The sequence below is a fragment of the Pseudomonas sp. NFIX10 genome (assembly GCF_900111955.1).
Taxonomy (GTDB): domain Bacteria; phylum Pseudomonadota; class Gammaproteobacteria; order Pseudomonadales; family Pseudomonadaceae; genus Aquipseudomonas; species Aquipseudomonas fluorescens_AA.
On sequence record NZ_FOKH01000002.1, the window covers coordinates 23,118 to 41,833 of the forward strand.

At 63.6% G+C, this 18,716-nt stretch carries 13 protein-coding genes; 7 read left to right on the forward strand and 6 right to left on the reverse strand.

Annotated elements, in window-relative coordinates; all coding sequences use genetic code 11:
- Positions 1 to 219: 219 nt before the first annotated feature.
- The 6 genes from BM321_RS01965 (at position 220) to BM321_RS01990 (ending at position 8,986) form a co-directional block, all read left to right on the forward strand.
- Positions 220 to 951, forward strand: a complete 732-nt coding sequence (locus tag BM321_RS01965; RefSeq protein WP_092441355.1) for a GntR family transcriptional regulator — start codon at positions 220 to 222, stop codon at positions 949 to 951.
- Between the two features lie 17 nt (positions 952 to 968).
- Positions 969 to 2,075: an N-acetylglucosamine-6-phosphate deacetylase gene (nagA, locus tag BM321_RS01970; protein ID WP_092441356.1), complete on the forward strand. Its 1,107-nt coding sequence runs from the start codon at positions 969 to 971 to the stop codon at positions 2,073 to 2,075.
- Entirely contained in the window at positions 2,056 to 3,078 is a 1,023-nt protein-coding gene (locus tag BM321_RS01975) for an SIS domain-containing protein (protein WP_092441357.1), read from the forward strand. Before nagA ends, BM321_RS01975 begins: the two co-directional genes overlap by 20 nt.
- A 41-nt stretch (positions 3,079 to 3,119) precedes the next feature.
- Complete coding sequence (gene ptsP, locus BM321_RS01980; protein ID WP_092441358.1) at positions 3,120 to 5,633, forward strand: phosphoenolpyruvate--protein phosphotransferase; 2,514 nt, start codon at positions 3,120 to 3,122, stop codon at positions 5,631 to 5,633.
- 33 nt (positions 5,634 to 5,666) lie between these two features.
- Complete coding sequence (gene nagE, locus BM321_RS01985) at positions 5,667 to 7,382, forward strand: N-acetylglucosamine-specific PTS transporter subunit IIBC (protein ID WP_092441359.1); 1,716 nt, start codon at positions 5,667 to 5,669, stop codon at positions 7,380 to 7,382.
- A 521-nt stretch (positions 7,383 to 7,903) separates the two neighbouring features.
- Positions 7,904 to 8,986: a scabin-related ADP-ribosyltransferase gene (locus BM321_RS01990; RefSeq protein WP_139230438.1), complete on the forward strand. Its 1,083-nt coding sequence runs from the start codon at positions 7,904 to 7,906 to the stop codon at positions 8,984 to 8,986.
- 228 nt (positions 8,987 to 9,214) lie between these two features.
- Here the strand turns inward: BM321_RS01990 and BM321_RS02000 are convergent, their stop codons facing one another.
- Together BM321_RS02000 and purL are read right to left on the reverse strand one after the other, a co-directional pair.
- Positions 9,215 to 9,526 (reverse strand): YqfO family protein, encoded by a 312-nt coding sequence (locus BM321_RS02000; RefSeq protein ID WP_092441362.1) that lies wholly within the window; start codon positions 9,524 to 9,526, stop codon positions 9,215 to 9,217.
- 4 nt (positions 9,527 to 9,530) lie between these two features.
- The gene (gene purL, locus BM321_RS02005) at positions 9,531 to 13,427 is read right to left on the reverse strand and encodes a phosphoribosylformylglycinamidine synthase (RefSeq protein WP_092331964.1); all 3,897 of its coding nucleotides are present in this window, start codon (positions 13,425 to 13,427) and stop codon (positions 9,531 to 9,533) included.
- Positions 13,428 to 13,715: 288 nt separating this feature from the next.
- Between purL and mltF the strand changes: the two genes are divergently transcribed.
- Complete coding sequence (gene mltF / locus BM321_RS02010; RefSeq protein ID WP_092441363.1) at positions 13,716 to 15,176, forward strand: membrane-bound lytic murein transglycosylase MltF; 1,461 nt, start codon at positions 13,716 to 13,718, stop codon at positions 15,174 to 15,176.
- 128 nt (positions 15,177 to 15,304) lie between these two features.
- Here the strand turns inward: mltF and pdxJ are convergent, their stop codons facing one another.
- The 4 genes from pdxJ to rnc all read right to left on the reverse strand — a co-directional run bounded on the left by pdxJ (position 15,305) and on the right by rnc (position 18,544).
- Positions 15,305 to 16,048 carry a pyridoxine 5'-phosphate synthase gene (pdxJ, locus tag BM321_RS02015; protein ID WP_060740813.1) on the reverse strand — a complete coding sequence of 248 codons (744 nt, stop codon included), beginning with the start codon at positions 16,046 to 16,048 and terminating at the stop codon, positions 15,305 to 15,307.
- Between the two features lie 49 nt (positions 16,049 to 16,097).
- Complete coding sequence (recO, locus tag BM321_RS02020; RefSeq protein WP_092441364.1) at positions 16,098 to 16,787, reverse strand: DNA repair protein RecO; 690 nt, start codon at positions 16,785 to 16,787, stop codon at positions 16,098 to 16,100.
- Between the two features lie 172 nt (positions 16,788 to 16,959).
- Positions 16,960 to 17,862: a GTPase Era gene (era, locus tag BM321_RS02025; protein ID WP_079303829.1), complete on the reverse strand. Its 903-nt coding sequence runs from the start codon at positions 17,860 to 17,862 to the stop codon at positions 16,960 to 16,962.
- The gene (gene rnc / locus BM321_RS02030) at positions 17,855 to 18,544 is read right to left on the reverse strand and encodes a ribonuclease III (protein ID WP_092166278.1); all 690 of its coding nucleotides are present in this window, start codon (positions 18,542 to 18,544) and stop codon (positions 17,855 to 17,857) included. Before rnc ends, era begins: the two co-directional genes overlap by 8 nt.
- Positions 18,545 to 18,716: the final 172 nt, after the last annotated feature.

An 18,716-nucleotide genomic window follows, 5' to 3' on the forward strand; every position in this document is an offset into this window, starting at 1 on the left:
CTACAGATGAATACCAGTTCATCCGGTAGGCGTTGTCGCAGTTGAAGATCTTTGCGTTCGAATCCCCTCCCCCTAATACCACTTAAATCCCACCCCGATAAAACCCTCTAACAACACCTCCAGAACCCAGGCAAGCGGCGTTGACATGGTATTCAAGTGGTATTAGCTTCCACCCCACTTACCGAGCGACAACACCTCGACAACCGCATCGGACACCCTATGAACGACATCCTGGCCCTGCGCCCTGACGACACCCAACCCACGCCGCTGTACCTGCAATTGGCGCGTAACCTGGAGACGGCGATTCATGCCGGCCAGTGGAAAGCCGAGCAGGCGATGCCGTCCGAGCGCAGCTTGAGCGAGCAACTGGGCATTTCCCGGGTCACCGCGCGCAAGGCCTTGGAGGTGCTGTTCGAACAAGGCTTGATCCGCCGCAACCAGGGCTCGGGCACCTTTATCACCCCGCGCCTGGAACAGCCGCTGTCACGCCTCAGCGGCTTCAGCGAAATGCTGCGGCTCAAGGGTTTTGTGCCGGGTTCCCAATGGCTGGAGCGGGAAATCACCCCGCCCACCCACGAAGAACTGATCCGCCTGGGCCTGTCGCCCACCGACAAGGTCGCGCGGCTCAAGCGTTTGCGCAAAGCCGACGACACGGTCATGGCCATCGAGATGAGCACCCTGCCCGCCAGCCTCATTCCCAAGCCGCAAGCGGTGGGCGACTCCCTCTACGCATTTCTCGACAGCATCGGCAAGCCAGTGGTGCGCGCCCTGCAACACATCCAAGCCATCAACGCCTCGGATGAATTCGCCGCCCTGGTGGGCATCGCCCCCGGTACCGCGATGCTGCTGATGACCCGGGTCGGCTACCTGGAAGACAACACCCCCATCGAAGTCACCGACACCTACTGCCGCAACGACTACTACGACTTTGTCGCAGAGCTGCGGCGCTAGACGAGCAGAGAATTCCCATGTCCGAAGACAACATCCTCACCTGTGACGGCTGGGTTCGCGGCCGCCTGCTCCATGAGCACGGTAGAGTCGTGGCCATTGAAGGCCAGCCCTGCGATCCGGCGAACAACGACCTGCCCTACCTGCTGCCCGGTTTTATCGACTTGCACGTCCACGGCGGTGGCGGCAAGGACATCATGCAAGGGGCCGCGGCGTTCGAGACCATCGCCCGCACCCACCTGCGTTTTGGCACGACCGCCCTCTTGGCCACCACCATGACCGCCCCCAGCGAAGAGATCGCCAGCGTGCTGCAGGCCCTCGGCGAGTTTTGTGAACAGCGTCCGAACGGCGGCGCCCGGGTCCTGGGCGTGCACTTGGAAGGCCCTTACATCAACCCTGGAAAACTGGGCGCGCAACCGAATTTCGCCCACACCGCGCTGCTGGCCGAGGTGGAGCGCTACCTGGCCCTGGCGCCGATCCGGGTGATTACCATCGCCCCGGAAATCGCCGGTCACGATGCCTTGATCCGCGCCCTCAGCGCCCGGGGCGTGCGCATGCAGATCGGCCATACCCTGGGCAGTTATGAAGAAGGCGTCGCGGCGTTGGCCGCCGGGGCAACCAGTTTCACCCACCTGTACAACGCCATGAGCCCGTTGCATCACCGCGAGCCGGGCATCGTCGGCGCGGCCCTGGCCCATGCGCAATATGCCGAGTTGATCCCGGACTTGCTCCACGTGCACCCCGGTGCGATGCGCGTGGCCTTGCGTTCGATCCCGTGCCTGTACTGCGTCACCGACTCCACCGCCGCCGCCGGCATGCCCGACGGCGAATACAAGCTGGGCAGCCACACCGTGACCAAATGCCTGGGCGGGGTGCGCCTGGCCGATGGCACCCTGGCCGGCAGCACCCTGACCATGGACCAGGCCCTGCGCAACCTGGTGAAAATCGGCCTGCCCATCGCCGAAGCCTCCCAGCGTCTGTCCCAGTTTCCCGCCGACTACCTCGGCCTGCCCGAGCGCGGTCGCCTGCAACCCGGCGCCTGGGCCGACTGCGTACGCCTTGACCGTTCCCTGACCCTGACCGACGTGATGGTCGAAGGAGAAGCCATTGACTTCCAAAATGCTTGAAGAGGCCCTGGCCTCCCATGAAGCGGTCGAGCGCCAGTTGCAGCGACTGGACCCGGCCCTCGAGGAAATCGCCGGACGCCTACGGCGCCAGCCACCGCAAGTGGCAATGACTGTCGCCCGCGGCAGCTCCGATCACGCCGCCAGCTATTTCGCTTACCTGGCCATGCAGCAGTTGGGCATCCCGGTGGCTTCGCTGCCGATGTCGGTGGTGACCATGCAACAGGCGCCGCTGAAGGTCAGCGGCCAGGTGGCGTTCGGGTTTTCCCAGTCGGGACAGAGCCCGGACCTGGTGAACAGCCTGCGCCTGTTGCGCAAGCGTGGCGCCTTGAGCGTGGCCCTGGTCAACGCCCCCGACTCGCCTCTGGAAGCCGCTTGTGAATTCAGCGTGCCGCTGTGTGCCGGCGTCGAGAGCAGCGTCGCCGCGACCAAGAGTTTCATTGCCACCCTCAGCGCCAGTGCGCGACTGGTGGCCCACTGGAAAGCCGACGCAGAGTTGCTCGAAGCCGGCGGCGCCCTGCCCGAGGGCCTGCGCGAGGCCGCCCGCCAGGACTGGCACAGCGCTGTCGACGCCCTGCGCGACTGTCAGCGGTTGATGGTGATCGGCCGGGGCGCCGGGTTCGCCATCGCCCAGGAAGCAGCGCTCAAGTTCAAGGAAACCTCGGCGATCCAGGCCGAAGCCTTCAGCAGTGCCGAAGTTCGTCATGGGCCCATGGCGCTGATCGACCACGACTACCCACTGCTGGTGTTCGCCCCGCGCGGTGCAGAACAGGCCGGCGTGTTGAGCCTGGCCGCGGACATGCGCCAGCGCGGTGCCCGAGTCCTGTTGGCGGCACCTGATGACATTGTCGAACGCGACCTGACTTTGAGCCGCGCCGAGCACCCGGCCCTGGACCCGATCCTGGCGATCCAGAGCTTCTACGCGATGGCCGCGAGCCTGGCCGTGGCCCGAGGCCTGGACCCGGACCAGCCACGGCACCTGAGCAAGGTCACCCGTACCCACTGATCCGACTGCTTTTCAAACAAGAGCCTGAAGAGAGCGAGCCCATGCCCAACAACAATAAAGAGCTGATCCTCAGCGCCCCCCTCAGCGGCCCGGTGCTCACCCTCGCCAATGTCCCGGATGCGGTGTTCGCCAGCGGCGCCATGGGCGATGGGATCGCCATCGACCCGCTGAACGATACCCTCTACGCGCCCTGCGACGCTGAAGTAATCCACGTCGCCCGCACCGGCCACGCCGTGACCCTGCGGGCCGACAATGGCGCCGAACTGCTGCTGCACCTGGGCCTGGATACGGTCGAGTTGCAAGGCGACGGGTTTTCCATGCTGGTCAAGGAAGGTGCACGGGTCAGCCATGGCCAGCCGCTGCTGCGTTATGACGTGGATAAAGTGGCTCTGCGCTGCAAGAGTCTGGTCAGCCTGCTGGTCATCACCAACGGCGAGCGTTTCCAGGCACGGCCCATCACGCTCGAAGGGGTGAAGGTCGGCGAGCCGCTGCTGCACATTCTCGCCAAGGCCGGCGGCCAGGCGGAACATCACGACCCAGATGGCGGCATCGAAGTGTTCGGCCAGGTCCGCATCGCCCATCGCGGCGGTCTCCACGCCCGCCCGGCGGCGCTGGTGCGCCAGACCGCGCAAGGCTTCAAGAGCCGCTCGCAGCTGCATTTCGGCGGCAAGTCGGCCTCCTGCGACAGCGTCATGGGCATGATGGGGCTGGCCATCACCGAACAGGCGCACGTGCACGTCAGTTGCCGGGGCAGCGATGCCGAGGCGGCGCTGCAAGCCTTGCTGGCGACCTTATCCACAGCCCTGGTGGAAGAGGCCCATGCCAACGCGCCGCCGCCCGAACCACCACGGGCTACTGCCGAAGCGGGTGTGTTGCACGGCGTATGTGCCGCACCCGGCCTGGTGACTGGGCCGTTGGTTCGGTTGAGCGGCATTCAATTGCCGGAAGACATCGGCGGCCATGCCATCGAAGAGCAGCGACAACACCTGAGTGAAGCCCTGGCCCAGATCCGTGGCGAGATCCACCTCACGCTGGAGCACGCCCGGGCCAGGCGGCACCGCGATGAAGAGGCGATCTTCAGTGCCCACCTGGCGTTGCTGGAGGACCCGGTACTGCTGGATGCCGCCGACCTCTTCATCGAACAAGGCAGTGCGGCGCCCCACGCCTGGAGCCGCTCCATCGATGCCCAATGCCAGGTCCTGCAACAACTGGGCAGCACGCTGCTGGCCGAGCGCGCCAACGATTTGCGCGACCTGCGCCAACGGGTCCTGCGGGTGTTGCTGGGTGAGGCCTGGCAGTTCGACGTCGCAGCGGGCGCCATCGTCGCCGCCCAGGAACTGACCCCGTCAGACCTGCTGCAACTCAGCGCCCAAGGTGTGGCCGGCGTGTGCATGGTCGAGGGTGGCGCGACGTCCCATGTGGCGATCCTGGCCCGAGGCAAAGGCCTGGCATGCCTGGTGGCGCTGGGCAAGGCACTGCTTGCACAGGCGCCAGGCCAATCGGTGGTGCTGGACGCTGACGGTGGCCGCCTCGAACTGACGCCAACCGCCGAGCGCCTGGCGCAAGTGCGGCAAGCACAGACCCGACGCACAGTCCTGCGCGCCCAACAACAGACCCTCGCCCACACGCCGGCGCGAACCGTCGATGGCGTGGAGGTTGAAGTCGCCGCTAACGTGGCCTCCAGCGCCGAAGCCGGCGCAAGCTTGGCCAACGGTGCCGATGGCGTTGGCTTGCTGCGCACCGAATTTCTTTTCGTCGACCGCCACACCGCCCCCGACGAAGAAGAGCAGCGCCAGGCCTATCAAGCCGTACTCGATGCCATGGGCGACAGGCCGGTGATCATTCGCACCATCGACGTCGGTGGTGACAAGCAACTGGACTACCTGCCGCTGCCGGCCGAAGCCAACCCGGTACTGGGCCTGCGCGGCATTCGCCTGGCCCAGGTGCGACCGGATCTGCTCGACCAGCAACTGCGTGCCTTGCTGCAAACCCGTCCGCTGGACCGCTGCCGGATCCTGTTGCCCATGGTCACCGAAGTCGACGAACTGCTGCACATCCGCCAACGCCTCGATGCCCTTGGCACCGAACTGGGCCTGAGCGAACGCCCGCAATTGGGAGTGATGATCGAAGTGCCGGCCGCCGCGTTGCTGGCCGAACAATTGGCCGAACATGCGGATTTCCTCTCCATCGGCACCAACGACCTGTCGCAATACACCCTGGCCATGGACCGCGACCACGCCGGCCTCGCCGCCCGGGTCGATGCCCTGCACCCCGCGCTGCTGCGGCTGATCGCCCAGACCTGCGCCGGTGCCGCCAGGCATGGGCGTTGGGTCGGCGTGTGCGGGGCCCTGGCCTCGGACCCGTTGGCCACGCCCGTACTGATCGGCCTGGGTGTACGCGAACTGTCGGTCAGCCCGCCGCAGATCGGCGAAATCAAGGACCGCGTGCGCCACCTCGACGCCGCGCAGTGCACTCGCTTGAGCAGCGAACTGCTGAACCTGGGCAGCGCACTCGCGGTACGCCGTGCCTGCCATCGACACTGGCCCCTGGGCTGAGCCACTTCGAAGAACAATAAAGGGAGAGACGCCATGTACCAGCATTTCATCGAAGGGCTGCAACGCCTCGGCCGGGCACTGATGCTGCCCATCGCGATCCTGCCCATCGCCGGCTTGTTGCTGCGCCTGGGCGACACCGACCTGTTGAACATCGCCATCATCCACGATGCCGGCCAGGCGATTTTCGCCAACCTGGCGATGATCTTCGCCATCGGCATCGCCGTGGGCTTCGCCCGGGACAACAACGGTACGGCGGGGCTGGCCGGGGCCATCGGCTACCTGGTGATGATTGCCACCCTGAAGGTGCTCGATGCCAGCATCAACATGGGCATGCTCGCCGGGATCATCAGCGGCCTGCTGGCGGGCGCGCTGTATAACCGCTTCAAGGACATCAAGCTGCCGGAGTACCTGGCGTTCTTTGGTGGCCGGCGCTTCGTGCCGATTGTCACCGGCTTCAGCGCCGTCGGGCTGGGCGTGGTGTTCGGCCTTATCTGGCCGCCGATCCAGCAGGGTATCAACGGTTTCGGCGCCTTGCTGATGGAAAGCGGCAGTTTCGGCGCCTTCGTGTTCGGGGTGTTCAACCGATTGCTGATCGTTACCGGCCTGCACCACATCCTCAATAACATGGCCTGGTTCATCTTCGGCAGTTTCACCGACCCCGACACCGGTGCGGTGGTCACCGGTGACCTGAGCCGTTATTTCGCCGGCGACCCCAAGGGCGGCCAGTTCATGACCGGCATGTTCCCGGTGATGCTCTTCGGCCTGCCCGCCGCGTGCCTGGCGATGTACCGCAATGCCTTGCCCCAGCGGCGCAAGGTCATGGGTGGGATCCTGCTGTCCATGGCGCTGACCTCGTTCCTGACCGGCGTCACCGAGCCGATCGAATTCGCCTTCATGTTCCTCGCGCCCCTGTTGTTCCTGGCCCACGCGCTACTCACCGGTGTGTCGATGGCCGTGACCAATCTGCTGGACATTCACCTGGGCTTTACCTTCTCCGGCGGCTTCATCGACATGGTCCTGGGCTGGGGCAAATCCACCAACGGCTGGTTGGTCGTCCCGGTGGGCCTGGCCTACGCGGCAATCTATTACCTGGTGTTCGACTTCTGCATCCGCCGCTTCGACCTGAAGACCCCGGGGCGTGAAGAGGTGCCGGCAGACGACAAACCGGCCATCGCCGAAAACCAGCGGGCCGTGGCCTACATCCAGGCCTTGGGCGGCGCTGACAACCTGATCACCATCGGTGCCTGCACCACGCGCTTGCGGCTGGACATGGTGGACCGTAACAAGGCGTCCGACGCCCAGCTCAAGGCCCTCGGCGCCATGGCCGTGGTGCGCCCCGGTAACGGCGGGAGCCTGCAAGTGGTGGTGGGGCCGATGGCCGACAGCATTGCCGATGAAATCCGCCTGGCGATGCCCTCCTCCCTTCGCCCGGTCACCGCGCCGGTGCCGAATGCCCCTGCACCGACAACGCCTGCCGCCCTTTCCAGCGCCGAAGCGCAACAATGGCTGGACGCCCTCGGAGGCCAGGACAACGTCCTGCAACTCGAGTGCGTGGCGACGACCCGGCTACGGGTGCGGCTGGCCGATGACAAGGGCTTGTCGGAAAGCCAGCTCAAAGGGTTGGGGTGTCAGGGTATGAGCTTGTTGGAGGGTGGCGTCTGGCACTTGCTGCTGGGGGAGAAGGCGCCGCGGTTATGGCAGGCGTTGGATAGCCTGACGCATGGCCGCAAGGTCGATGCCGGGGCCTAGCCCCCCGTGTTCTACCGGGATTTTTGTATTCTTCTTTCGATTTATCGCGAGCAAGCTCGCTCCCACAGTGGCTGGGTGTTGTTCACAAAACCTGTGATCGACACCTGCCTCTTGTGGGAGCGAGCTTGCTCGCGATGAGGCCGGTACTTATTGCATCAAGCCCGAACCTGTACCCAACCGAAAAGTTATCTAGCGCGATCCCTCGACAAAACCCTCGATTAAAGGTCATCGACCAAGTGCTAACAACTGTCAGAAATAACAGGTAACGGATAATTCCGACCAGTAACAACCAACAAACACAACCTGATATTCGCGACCGCATCCAACTGAGATGCTTGTTACAAAATAATATCTTACAGCCAACCACAGTCATCTATTCTCTCTCACGCAGTGAACCGAGGCACATTCCAGCGTTGCCTTGGCACTGAGAAATCGGTACTTAAACTGTCAATTCGAAGAATAGGTCGTAATGAAGTATGTGATTCGATTGGCATCCTCGTTTCAGGAGAGGTGTCCACATCATGAGTAGAAGCAGCGGTTTTATACGGGCGGCGACTGTCGCCATGGTATTGGCAGGCACCTGGCAGGCGAGCCCCAATGCGTGGGCAACGACCCCGGACTCGGCGCAGAAGGATGAACCTTGGTACCAGGCCTGGCTGCAGGTCACGGCGGATTCCAGCGTGGACATCCGCAAGACCCAACCCTTATTGCGCTGGCGGACCGACCTGGACACGCTTTATCGGGGAGACACCACCAATCAAGGCCTCGAGGCCTTCCGGGACGGCTTGCTGCCCAAATCCGTGACCTTCCCCGAGGACACATGGATGTACAACTGGTTCAAGCACGGGGCCGGGGCCCAGCGCTCGGTCTACAGCAGTACGACGCGCAGCCAGCGTATCGCCCAGAGCTTCGCCAATGAATGGGTATTCGAGTTCAAGGCCCCCCATGGCATCGACCAGCAGGAATCGGGGGGGCCTATTATCGGCGAGGAAGAGATCAGCTACCCCGGCGGGGTCAAAGGGCACTTTATCAAGCAGGCCTGCAAGAAAACCGATCTGTCCGACTGCGTCGCCAACCCGGACTACCGCGAACCCTCCGGTCACGAGACGATGCTGGAAGTCGCAGCGACGCCCATCGATTGGGGCAAGATCACCCCGCCAGAAGGCCTGGCCTGGGTGACAAACAAGGAATCCCTCTGGGCGGTGGGCTCCTCGAGGATCAACCCTGTGCAAGGAGCGGACGCACTGGCCAGTGGGTTACGGGCAAGAAACTCGCAACCACCGGTCTTGCGTTGGGCGAGCAGCCCGGAGTCTCCTTCCGTTCAATCGGTCGTCGTGGCATTTCGTGACTATAGCGACGCCAAGATCTGGGCAGTCACGGAAGCGGCAAACGGCGGTTGGGTGTACGAGGTCAGACCCAACAGCGTGGCGGTGGATCTGTCAGGGGAGAATACCGGCAACCGTCCAGGCGCCTTCGCCTTCATCGGCGGTATCAAGGGCGGGCTTTTGATGAATGCCCGCCGGTTCGAGAAAGGTGTGGGCGAACCGGTCGAATGCATCGACATCGAAAAAGAAGCCTGCCGGCTCGAGAACCGGCATCAGTAGACAGGCCAGGACGACCCCGTGTGGGAGCGGGTTTGCTCGCGAAGAGGCCAGTACATGCAACACCAATGCAAGCTGACCCGACGCCTTCGCGGGCAAGCCCGCTCCCACAGTTTCCGGGTCCACTGGAACCCACGTGGGAATCGGCTTGCGCTGGCGGGCATGGCTTTAGCTCTTAAACAAAAAACCCGCTGATTGAATCAGCGGGTTCCTCATTCGACGCGCGAAGGATCAGAAATCCTCCAACCGCCACACTTCATAGGCCGGCGTCTCGTAGGGATGGCTCTGCTTCAAAGCCTTCACCACCCCTTCGATCAAATCATCGGCCACCACAAGCTCGACTTTCCATTCCTCAACCTGCTCGACCTGCCCCGCCTCGCCAATGAACGGCTGGCTGCCGTCCAAAGGGCGGAACTGGCCCAGGCCCAACACTTGCCAGGCACAGTGGTCATAGTCGCCGATTCGCCCGCCACCGGCAGCGAATACGGCGCTTTTGACCTCATCTACGTGGCTGGCCGGGACGAAGAAGCAGAGCTTGTACACCGCCTCAGTTCACCCAGACACGGGCGTTACGGAACATGCGCATCCAGGGCGCGTCTTCGTTCCAGTCGTCCGAACGCCACGAGTTCTGCACCGCGCGGAACACCCGCTCCGGGTGCGGCATCATGATCGTGACGCGGCCATCGCGGCTGGTCAGGCCGGTGATCCCGCGCGGCGAGCCGTTCGGGTTGGCCGGGTAGGTTTCGGTGACCTTGCCGTGGTTGTCGACAAACCGCAGCGACACGCAACCGGACAGGTCGGCTTCGAGCAAGGCTTCTTCACTTTCGAATTCCGCGTGGCCTTCGCCGTGGGCGATGGCGATCGGCATGCGCGAACCGGCCATGCCTTGCAGGAAGATCGAGTTCGACTCCTGGACCTGGACCATCGCCACGCGCGCTTCGAACTGCTCGGAGCGGTTACGCACGAAGTGCGGCCAGAACTCGCTACCCGGAATCAACTCGTGCAGGTTGGACATCATCTGGCAACCGTTGCACACGCCGAGGGTGAAGCTATCGGTGCGTTCGAAGAAGCCTTGGAACGCATCGCGGGCGCGGCTGTTGAACAGCGCCGACTTGGCCCAGCCTTCACCGGCACCGAGCACGTCGCCGTAGGAGAAACCGCCGCAGGCGACCATGCCCTTGAAGTCGTTCAGGTCGACACGACCGGCCAGGATGTCGCTCATGTGCACGTCGATCGCGTTGAAACCGGCGCGGTCGAACGCTGCCGCCATTTCCACCTGGCCGTTGACGCCCTGCTCGCGCAGGACCGCCACTTGTGGGCGAATGCCTTTCTTGATGTAGGGCGCGGCCACGTCGTGGTTGACGTCGTAGCTGAGCTTGGCGCTCAGGCCCGGGTTGTCTTCTTCCAGCAGCGCGTCGAACTCCTGCTCGGCGCACTCGGCGTTGTCGCGCAGGCGCTGGATCTGGTAGCTGGTTTCAGCCCACTGACGCTGCAACAGACTGCGCTGGCCTTCGAAGACGGTGTCGCCGTTGAAGGTGATGTTGATGTGGGCGTTGTTGATCGGCTGACCGATCACCGAGACGCAATCGGCCAGGCCGGCGGCGCTGAACTGGGCGAGGATGTCCGGGGTGGCGTCCTGGCGAACCTGGATCACCGCACCCAGTTCTTCGTTGAACAGGATGGCCGGGATTTCAGCCGTGGACTCGGCCACGCTGTCGAGGGTCAGGCTCAGGCCACAGTGACCGGCGAAGGCCATTTCCACCACGGTGGTTAGCAAACCACCGTCGGAACGGTCATGGTAGGCCAGCAGGTGACCGTCGGCGTTGAGGCCCTGGATGACGGCGAAGAACGCCTTCAGGTCTTCGGCATCGTCGACGTCCGGCGCTTGCGAACCGAGCTTGCCATGCACCTGGGCCAGGATCGAGGCGCCCATGCGGTTCTGGCCACGGCCCAGGTCGATCAGGATCAGGTCGGTGGTGCCCTTGTCCATGCGCAGTTGCGGGGTCAGGGTCTGGCGGATGTCGGTGACCGGGGCGAAACCGGTCACGATCAGCGACAGCGGCGACGTCACGCTCTTGTCCACGCCTTCGTCGTTCCAGCGCGTGGCCATGGACATGGAGTCCTTGCCCACCGGAATGGTGATGCCCAGCTCCGGGCACAGCTCCATGCCGACAGCCTTGACGGTGTCGTACAGGCGGGCGTCTTCACCCGGGTGACCGGCGGCGGACATCCAGTTGGCCGACAGCTTGATGTCGGAAATCTTGCCGATGCGCGAAGCCGCGATGTTGGTCAGGGTCTCGCCGATCGCCATGCGGCCCGAGGCCGGGGCATCCAGCAGCGCCAGCGGCGTGCGCTCGCCCATCGCCATGGCTTCGCCGGTGTAGACGTCGAAGCTGGTGGCGGTCACGGCCACGTCGGCCACCGGCACCTGCCATGGGCCGACCATCTGGTCACGGGCCACGAGGCCGGTGATGGTGCGGTCGCCGATGGTGATCAGGAAGCTCTTGCTCGCCACGGCCGGGTGATGCAGCACGCGCTCGATGGACTCGCCGAGGTCGAGGGTGGACGGATCGAAATCATCCCCCAGCTCCGCTTCGCGAACCGCCGAACGGTGCATGCGCGGGGCCTTGCCCAGCAGCACTTCCAACGGCATGTCCACCGGACTGTTGCCGAAGTGGCTGTCGGTGACGGTCAGTTGCGGCTCGGCGGTGGCTTCACCCACTACCGCGAACGGGCAGCGTTCGCGCTCGCAAATGGCCTGGAAGCGTTCGAAGTCGGCCGGGCCGACCGCCAGGACGTAACGCTCCTGGGATTCGTTGCTCCAGATTTCGTGCGGGGCCATGCCCGGCTCGTCGTTTGGAATGTTGCGCAGTTCGAAGCGGCCACCACGGCCACCGTCGTTGACCAGTTCCGGGAAGGCGTTGGACAGGCCGCCCGCGCCGACGTCGTGGATGAAGCTGATGGGGTTGTGTTCACCCAACTGCCAGCAACGATCAATGACTTCCTGGCAACGGCGTTCCATTTCCGGGTTTTCCCGCTGGACCGAAGCGAAGTCCAGGTCGGCCGAGCTGGTGCCGGTGGCCATGGAGGAAGCCGCGCCGCCACCCAGGCCGATCAGCATGGCCGGGCCGCCGAGGACGATCAGCTTGGAGCCGACCAGGATCTCGCCTTTCTGCACGTGTTCGGCGCGGATGTTGCCCATGCCGCCCGCGAGCATGATCGGTTTGTGGTAACCACGGACTTCCTCACCACGGGGGGTGGTGATGGACTGTTCGAAGGTACGGAAGTAGCCGGTCAGGGCCGGACGGCCGAATTCGTTGTTGAACGCCGCGCCCCCCAGGGGACCTTCGATCATGATGTCGAGGGCGTTGACGATGCGCTCAGGCTTGCCGTAGGGCTTTTCCCACGGCTGCTCGAAGCCTGGGATCTGCAGGTTCGACACGGTGAAGCCGGTCAGGCCGGCCTTGGGCTTGGCACCGCGCCCGGTGGCGCCTTCGTCGCGGATCTCGCCACCGGAACCGGTGGACGCGCCCGGGAACGGCGCAATGGCGGTCGGGTGGTTGTGGGTCTCGACCTTCATCAGGATGTGCACCGGCTCCTGGACCGCACCGTACTGGCGGGTCTCGGGGTTCGGGTAGAAGCGACCGGCAACATTGCCGACGATCACCGCCGCGTTGTCCTTGTAGGCCGACAGCACACCTTCGTTGTGCATCTGGTAGGTGTTCTTGATCATGCCGAACAGGCTTTTTTCCTGGCTCTGGCCGTCAATGTCCCAACTGGCGTTGAAGATCTTGTGGCGGCAGTGCTCGGAGTTGGCCTGGGCGAACATCATCAGTTCGATGTCGTGCGGGTTGCGCTTCAAGCCCTGGAAGGCGTTGACCAGGTAATCGATCTCGTCTTCGGCCAGGGCCAGGCCCAGTTCGGCGTTGGCGTTTTCCAGTGCGGCACGGCCGCCGCCCAGTACGTCGATGGCCGTCAGCGGCTTGGGTTCGGCGTGGCTGAACAGACCGGCGGCCTGCTCCAGGTTGCCCAGCACGACCTGGGTCATGCGGTCATGCAGGCCTTCGGCGATCAACTGGGCCTCGGCCTCGCTGAACTCACCGGCGACATAAAAGGCAATGCCGCGCTCCAGGCGCTGGATCTTCGCCAGGCCGCAATTGCGGGCGATGTCGCTGGCCTTGCTCGACCACGGCGAAATGGTGCCGAAACGCGGCAGCACCAGGAACAGGCGACCGGCCGGCTCCTGGACAGGAACACTGGGGCCGTACTTCAGAAGGCGCGCGAGCACCTGCTGTTCGTCGCCGGTCAAACCGCCGGTGACTTCGGCGAAGTGAGCGAATTCAGCATACAAGCCACTGACAGCCGGAACCTTTTGGCTCAGTTGCTCAAGGAGTTTGCTGTGGCGAAAGGCAGAAAGGGCAGGAGCGCCGCGCAGGATCAACATCTTCGGGACAGCCTCGGGAAGGGGGTGTGCTTTGAGGCCGTGCATTCTAGCCTAAACCGCCGGCAACGGCACCCGAAACGGCACGCACGGTGCTGGCCGAATGTCGGTCTTTGCGCGTACGACGGTATTGGACTCCCGTGCCAAGGTCCGCGCAGAGATATTTTTCAGCGGCGCAAAGCCTGCCACACCCCGGCCGGCCGGTGTTGCGGACATGTTTTGCAACCGCTAGCAGACTGGCCTTTTGCTGTCGAGATATGGCGGTAGGGGCCGTTTGCGTATACTGCGCAGATGTTTTCCCCAACGGCTTTGCGTCCGCGATATGCCAGATGGCTGATCGCAACCGGACTCTTCCTGGTGCTCAGTGGTTGTGTTGAGAAACCCAACACACTGGAGCGCGTAAAGGAGGATGGCGTGCTGCGGGTGGTTACCCGAAACAGCCCCGCCACCTACTTTGAGGATCGTAACGGTGAAACCGGCTTCGAATACGAGCTGGTGAAGCGCTTCGCCGACGATTTGGGGGTGGAACTGAAGATCGAGACCGCCGACAACCTCGACGACCTGTTCAACCAGATCGGCAAACCCAACGGTCCGGTATTGGCGGCCGCGGGCCTGGTCAGCAGCGAACAGCGCAAGAAGCAGGTGCGGTTTTCCCACGCCTACCTGGAAGTCACCCCGCAGATCATCTACCGCAACGGCCAGTCACGCCCCACCGACGCGGCCGCCCTGGCGGGCAAGAAGATCATGGTACTCAAGGGCAGCAGCCACGCCGAACAGCTGGCGCAGCTGAAACAGCAATACCCCGGCATCGAATACGAAGAGTCCGACGCGGTTGAAGTGGTCGACCTGCTGCGCATGGTCGACGAGGGGCAGATCGACCTGACCCTGGTGGACTCCAACGAGGTGGCGATGAACCAGGTGTACTTCCCCAACGTGCGCGTGGCCTTCGACCTGGGCGATGCCCGCAGCCAGAGTTGGGCCGTGGCCCCCGGCGAAGACAACAGCCTGCTCAACGAGATCAACAACTACCTCGACAAAGTGCAGAAGAACGGCACGCTGCAACGCCTCAAGGACCGCTACTACGGCCACGTCGATGTCCTCGGCTACATGGGCGCCACCACGTTCGCCCAGCACCTGCAACAACGCCTGCCCAAATACGAACAGCACTTCAAGGCCTACGCCAAGCAGGAAAAAGTCGATTGGCGCCTGCTGGCCGCGATCGGCTACCAGGAGTCGCTGTGGCAACCGGCGGTCACGTCCAAGACCGGCGTGCGCGGCCTGATGATGCTGACCCAGAACACCGCCCAGGCCATGGGCGTATCCAATCGCCTGGACCCGAAGCAAAGCATCATGGGCGGCGCCAAGTACCTGGCCTACATGAAGGACCAACTGGATGAAAGCATCGAGGAGCCCGACCGCACCTGGTTCGCCCTGGCTGCCTACAACGTCGGCAGCGGCCACCTGGACGACGCCCGCAAACTGGCGGCCAAGGAAGGGTTGAACCCGAACAAATGGCTGGATGTGAAGAAGATCCTGCCGCGCCTGTCCCAGAAGCAGTGGTACAGCAAGACCCGCTACGGCTACGCCCGGGGCGGCGAGCCCGTACATTTCGTGGCGAACATCCGTCGCTACTACGACATCCTGACCTGGGTGACGCAGCCGCAACTCGAAGGCGACCAGGTGGCCGAGGGCAACCTGCACGTGCCGGGCGTGGACAAGAGCAAGCCGAACCAGGAATCCCCGCAGCTTTAATTAAGTCACCACGTCCTCTGTGGGAGCGGAGCTTGCTCGCGATGAGGGCCTGACCTTCAGCATTGGTGTTGATGACTGTCAGTCCGCTATCGCGAGCAAGCTCGCTCCCACAGGGGATAGTGGCTGGCTCAGGACTTGGCGGCAGCCAGGATCAGCGCTTTCATCTCCGCCACCGCCGACTTGAACCCGACGAACAACGCATGGGCCACCAGCGCGTGGCCGATGTTCAGCTCGTTGATGCCCTTGATGGCCGCGACGGCTTCGACGTTGTGGTAGTGCAGGCCATGGCCGGCGTTGACGATCAAGCCTTGGGCCAGGCCAAAGGCGACGCCATCGGCGACCCGCTGCAGCTCGTCGGCCACCTCGGTGGGGGTTTCGGCATCGGCGTAACGCCCGGTGTGCAGTTCGATGGCCGGGGCGCCGACCCGCTTGGACGCTTCGATCTGCCGTTCGTCGGCATCGATGAACAGCGACACCTCGGCACCGATCTTCGACAGGCGTTCCACCGCCAGGCTGATCCGCGATTCCTGCCCCGCTACGTCGAGACCGCCTTCGGTGGTCAGTTCCTGGCGCGTCTCCGGCACCAGGCAAATATGCGCCGGGCGGATGAGCTCAGCGAACGCCATCATTTCTTCGGTCACGCCCATTTCGAAGTTCATGCGGGTTTGCAGCACGTCCTTGAGCAGCAGCACGTCGCGCTCCTGGATGTGACGACGGTCTTCACGCAGGTGCACGGTGATGCCGTCGGCACCCGCCTCTTCCGCGTCCAGCGCGGCCTTGACCGGGTCCGGGTAGCGCGTACCGCGGGCCTGGCGCAGGGTGGCGACATGGTCGATGTTCACGCCGAGAAGAATGCGATTGCTGGTGCTCACAAAAAGGCTCCTGAAGGGACAGATAGTCGGCCCACAGCATACGGGTTGATCAGGGCTTGCGAAACAGCTCGCGACTGACCAGGGGCCGACCGCCCAGGTGCACGGCCAGGGCTTGGCGCATCAGACGCTTGGCCGCCGACAAGGCGCCCGGCGCACTCCAGTCGGCCTCGGCCATGGCCAGCAGCTCGGTGCCGTTGAACAGCCCCGGCTGCAGCAGGTAGACCCGCTCCAGGCCAGCATCCACTTGCAAACGGTAGAGGCCGTCGGCGGCGATGGGCTCGCCGTGCAGGTCGGTGCTCAAGGCGAAACCGTAGCCCAGGTCATCCAGCAGCCGCCATTCGAACGAACGCAGCAGCGGCTCCAGCGGACGGCCTTCGGCCAGGGCCAGCAGCGTGGCGGCGTAATGGTCGAAGACGGCCGGGTGGGGATCTTCGGCGGGCAGCAGGCGGATCAGCAGTTCATTGAGGTACAAGCCGCTGAACAACGCCTCGCCGTTGAGCCAGGCGGCGACGCCGTTGCTTTCCATGCGCCCGACGTTCTTCAACTCGCCCCGCCCGCGAAATTCGACTTCCAGCGGCACGAACGGCCGCGCCAGCGTCCCCGCCTTGCCCCGCGCGCCCCGCAGCACCGCCCGCAGCCGCCCTTGGGGCGTGAGGAAGTCCACCAGGGCACTGCTTTCGCGGTAGGCGCGGCTGTGGAGGACGTAGGCGGGTTGGCCGGTGGGTTGGGTTGGGGGCATGGAAATCAGAGTTCTCAATAGACGAGCAGAGTTTTTCAACAACCCCAAACCAAATGTGGGAGCGAGCTTGCTCGCGATAGCGGTCTGCCAGTCAACATCCATGTTGAATATCAGGCCCTCATCGCGAGCAAGCTCGCTCCCACAATGGTTCTTGGTACATCCAGTCAGCTAATCAGAGGTCGCCGTAACCCAACGAACGCAGCGCACGCTCGTCGTCGGACCAGCCGCCCTTCACCTTGACCCACAGGTTGAGCATGATCTTGGAGTCGAACAGCAGCTCCATGTCCTTGCGCGCCTCGGTGCCGATGCGCTTGATGCGCTCGCCCTTGTCGCCAATGATGATTTTCTTCTGGCCGTCACGTTCGACGAGGATCAACGCATGAATGTGCAGGGTCTTGCCCTGTTGCTTGAACTCTTCGATCTCGACCGTGATCTGGTACGGCAGCTCGGCGCCCATCTGGCGCATGATTTTCTCGCGCACCAACTCGGCGGCGAGGAAACGGCTGCTGCGGTCGGTGATCTGGTCTTCAGGGAAGAAATGATCGTTTTCCGGCAAGTGTTCGGCAATCACCCGCTCCAGCGCGTCGAGGTTATGGCCGTGCTGGGCAGAGATCGGGATGATCTGGGCATTGGGCAACTGTTCCTGCAACCAGGCCAGGTGCGGCATCAGTTCAGCCTTGTCTTCGATGCGATCGGTCTTGTTCAGCGCCACGATCAACGGCCCTGTCACATACTGGACGCGCTCGAGGACCATCTGGTCTTCTTCGGTCCATTTGGTGCGGTCGACCACGAAGATCACCACATCGACATCTTTCAACGCCGCCGAGGCAGTCTTGTTCATGTAGCGGTTCAAGGCCTTTTCGCCACCCTTGTGCATGCCCGGGGTGTCGACGTAGATCGCCTGCACGGCGCCTTCGGTCTTGATGCCCAGCATGTTGTGGCGGGTGGTCTGGGGCTTGCGCGAGGTGATCGCCAGTTTCTGGCCCAGGATGTGGTTCAGCAGCGTGGACTTGCCCACGTTCGGCCGACCGACAATGGCGACATAGCCGCAGCGGGTGACGGTTGTATCAGTCATTGCCATTCTCCACGCCCAGGGCGATCAGTGCTGCGGCGGCCGCTACCTGTTCGGCAATACGACGACTCACACCCTGGCCCCGGCTTTTTTCATTCAGTAGGACAACTTCGCATTCGACGAAGAAGGTTCGGCAATGCGGCTCACCCTGGATATCCACCACTTCGTAGCGTGGCAGTTCGCAACTGCGCGACTGCAGGAATTCCTGCAAACGGGTCTTCGGATCCTTGTTGGTGTCCACCAGCGTCAGGCTGTCGATCTCGGAAGTCAGCCAGGCCAGCACGCGTTCGCGCGCCATGTCCATGCCTGAGTCCAGGTAGATCGCGCCAATCAACGCTTCCAGGGCATCGGCCAGGATCGACTCGCGACGGAAACCGCCGCTTTTCAATTCACCGGAGCCCAGGCGCAGGTAGTCGCCCAGGTCGAAACCACGGGCCAGTACAGCCAGGGTCTCACCTTTTACCAAACGCGCGCGCAAACGCGACAACTGGCCTTCGCGGGCTAGCGGGAAGCGCTCGAACAGCGCCTCGCCGGCCACGAAGTTGAGGATGGCATCACCGAGGAATTCCAGGCGTTCGTTGTTGCGCCCGGCAAAACTGCGGTGAGTGAGGGCCAGGAGCATCAGGTCCGGGTCCTTGAAGGTGTAGCCGAGCTGACGCTCGAGACGACTTAGAGAAACGCTCACGGTTTACCCACGCTGAGTTCGTGGCTGGATTCCACCGCCAGGGTGGCAAGGCACCGTTGGCTTGGGACAATTAACGCTGTGTTCAAAAATGACGTCCTGACTATCGTTGGCTTCATGCCTCCGGGCAACCTTGTGCAGGCTCCAGAAAAGCATTCGGCGCTGTGTTCAACAG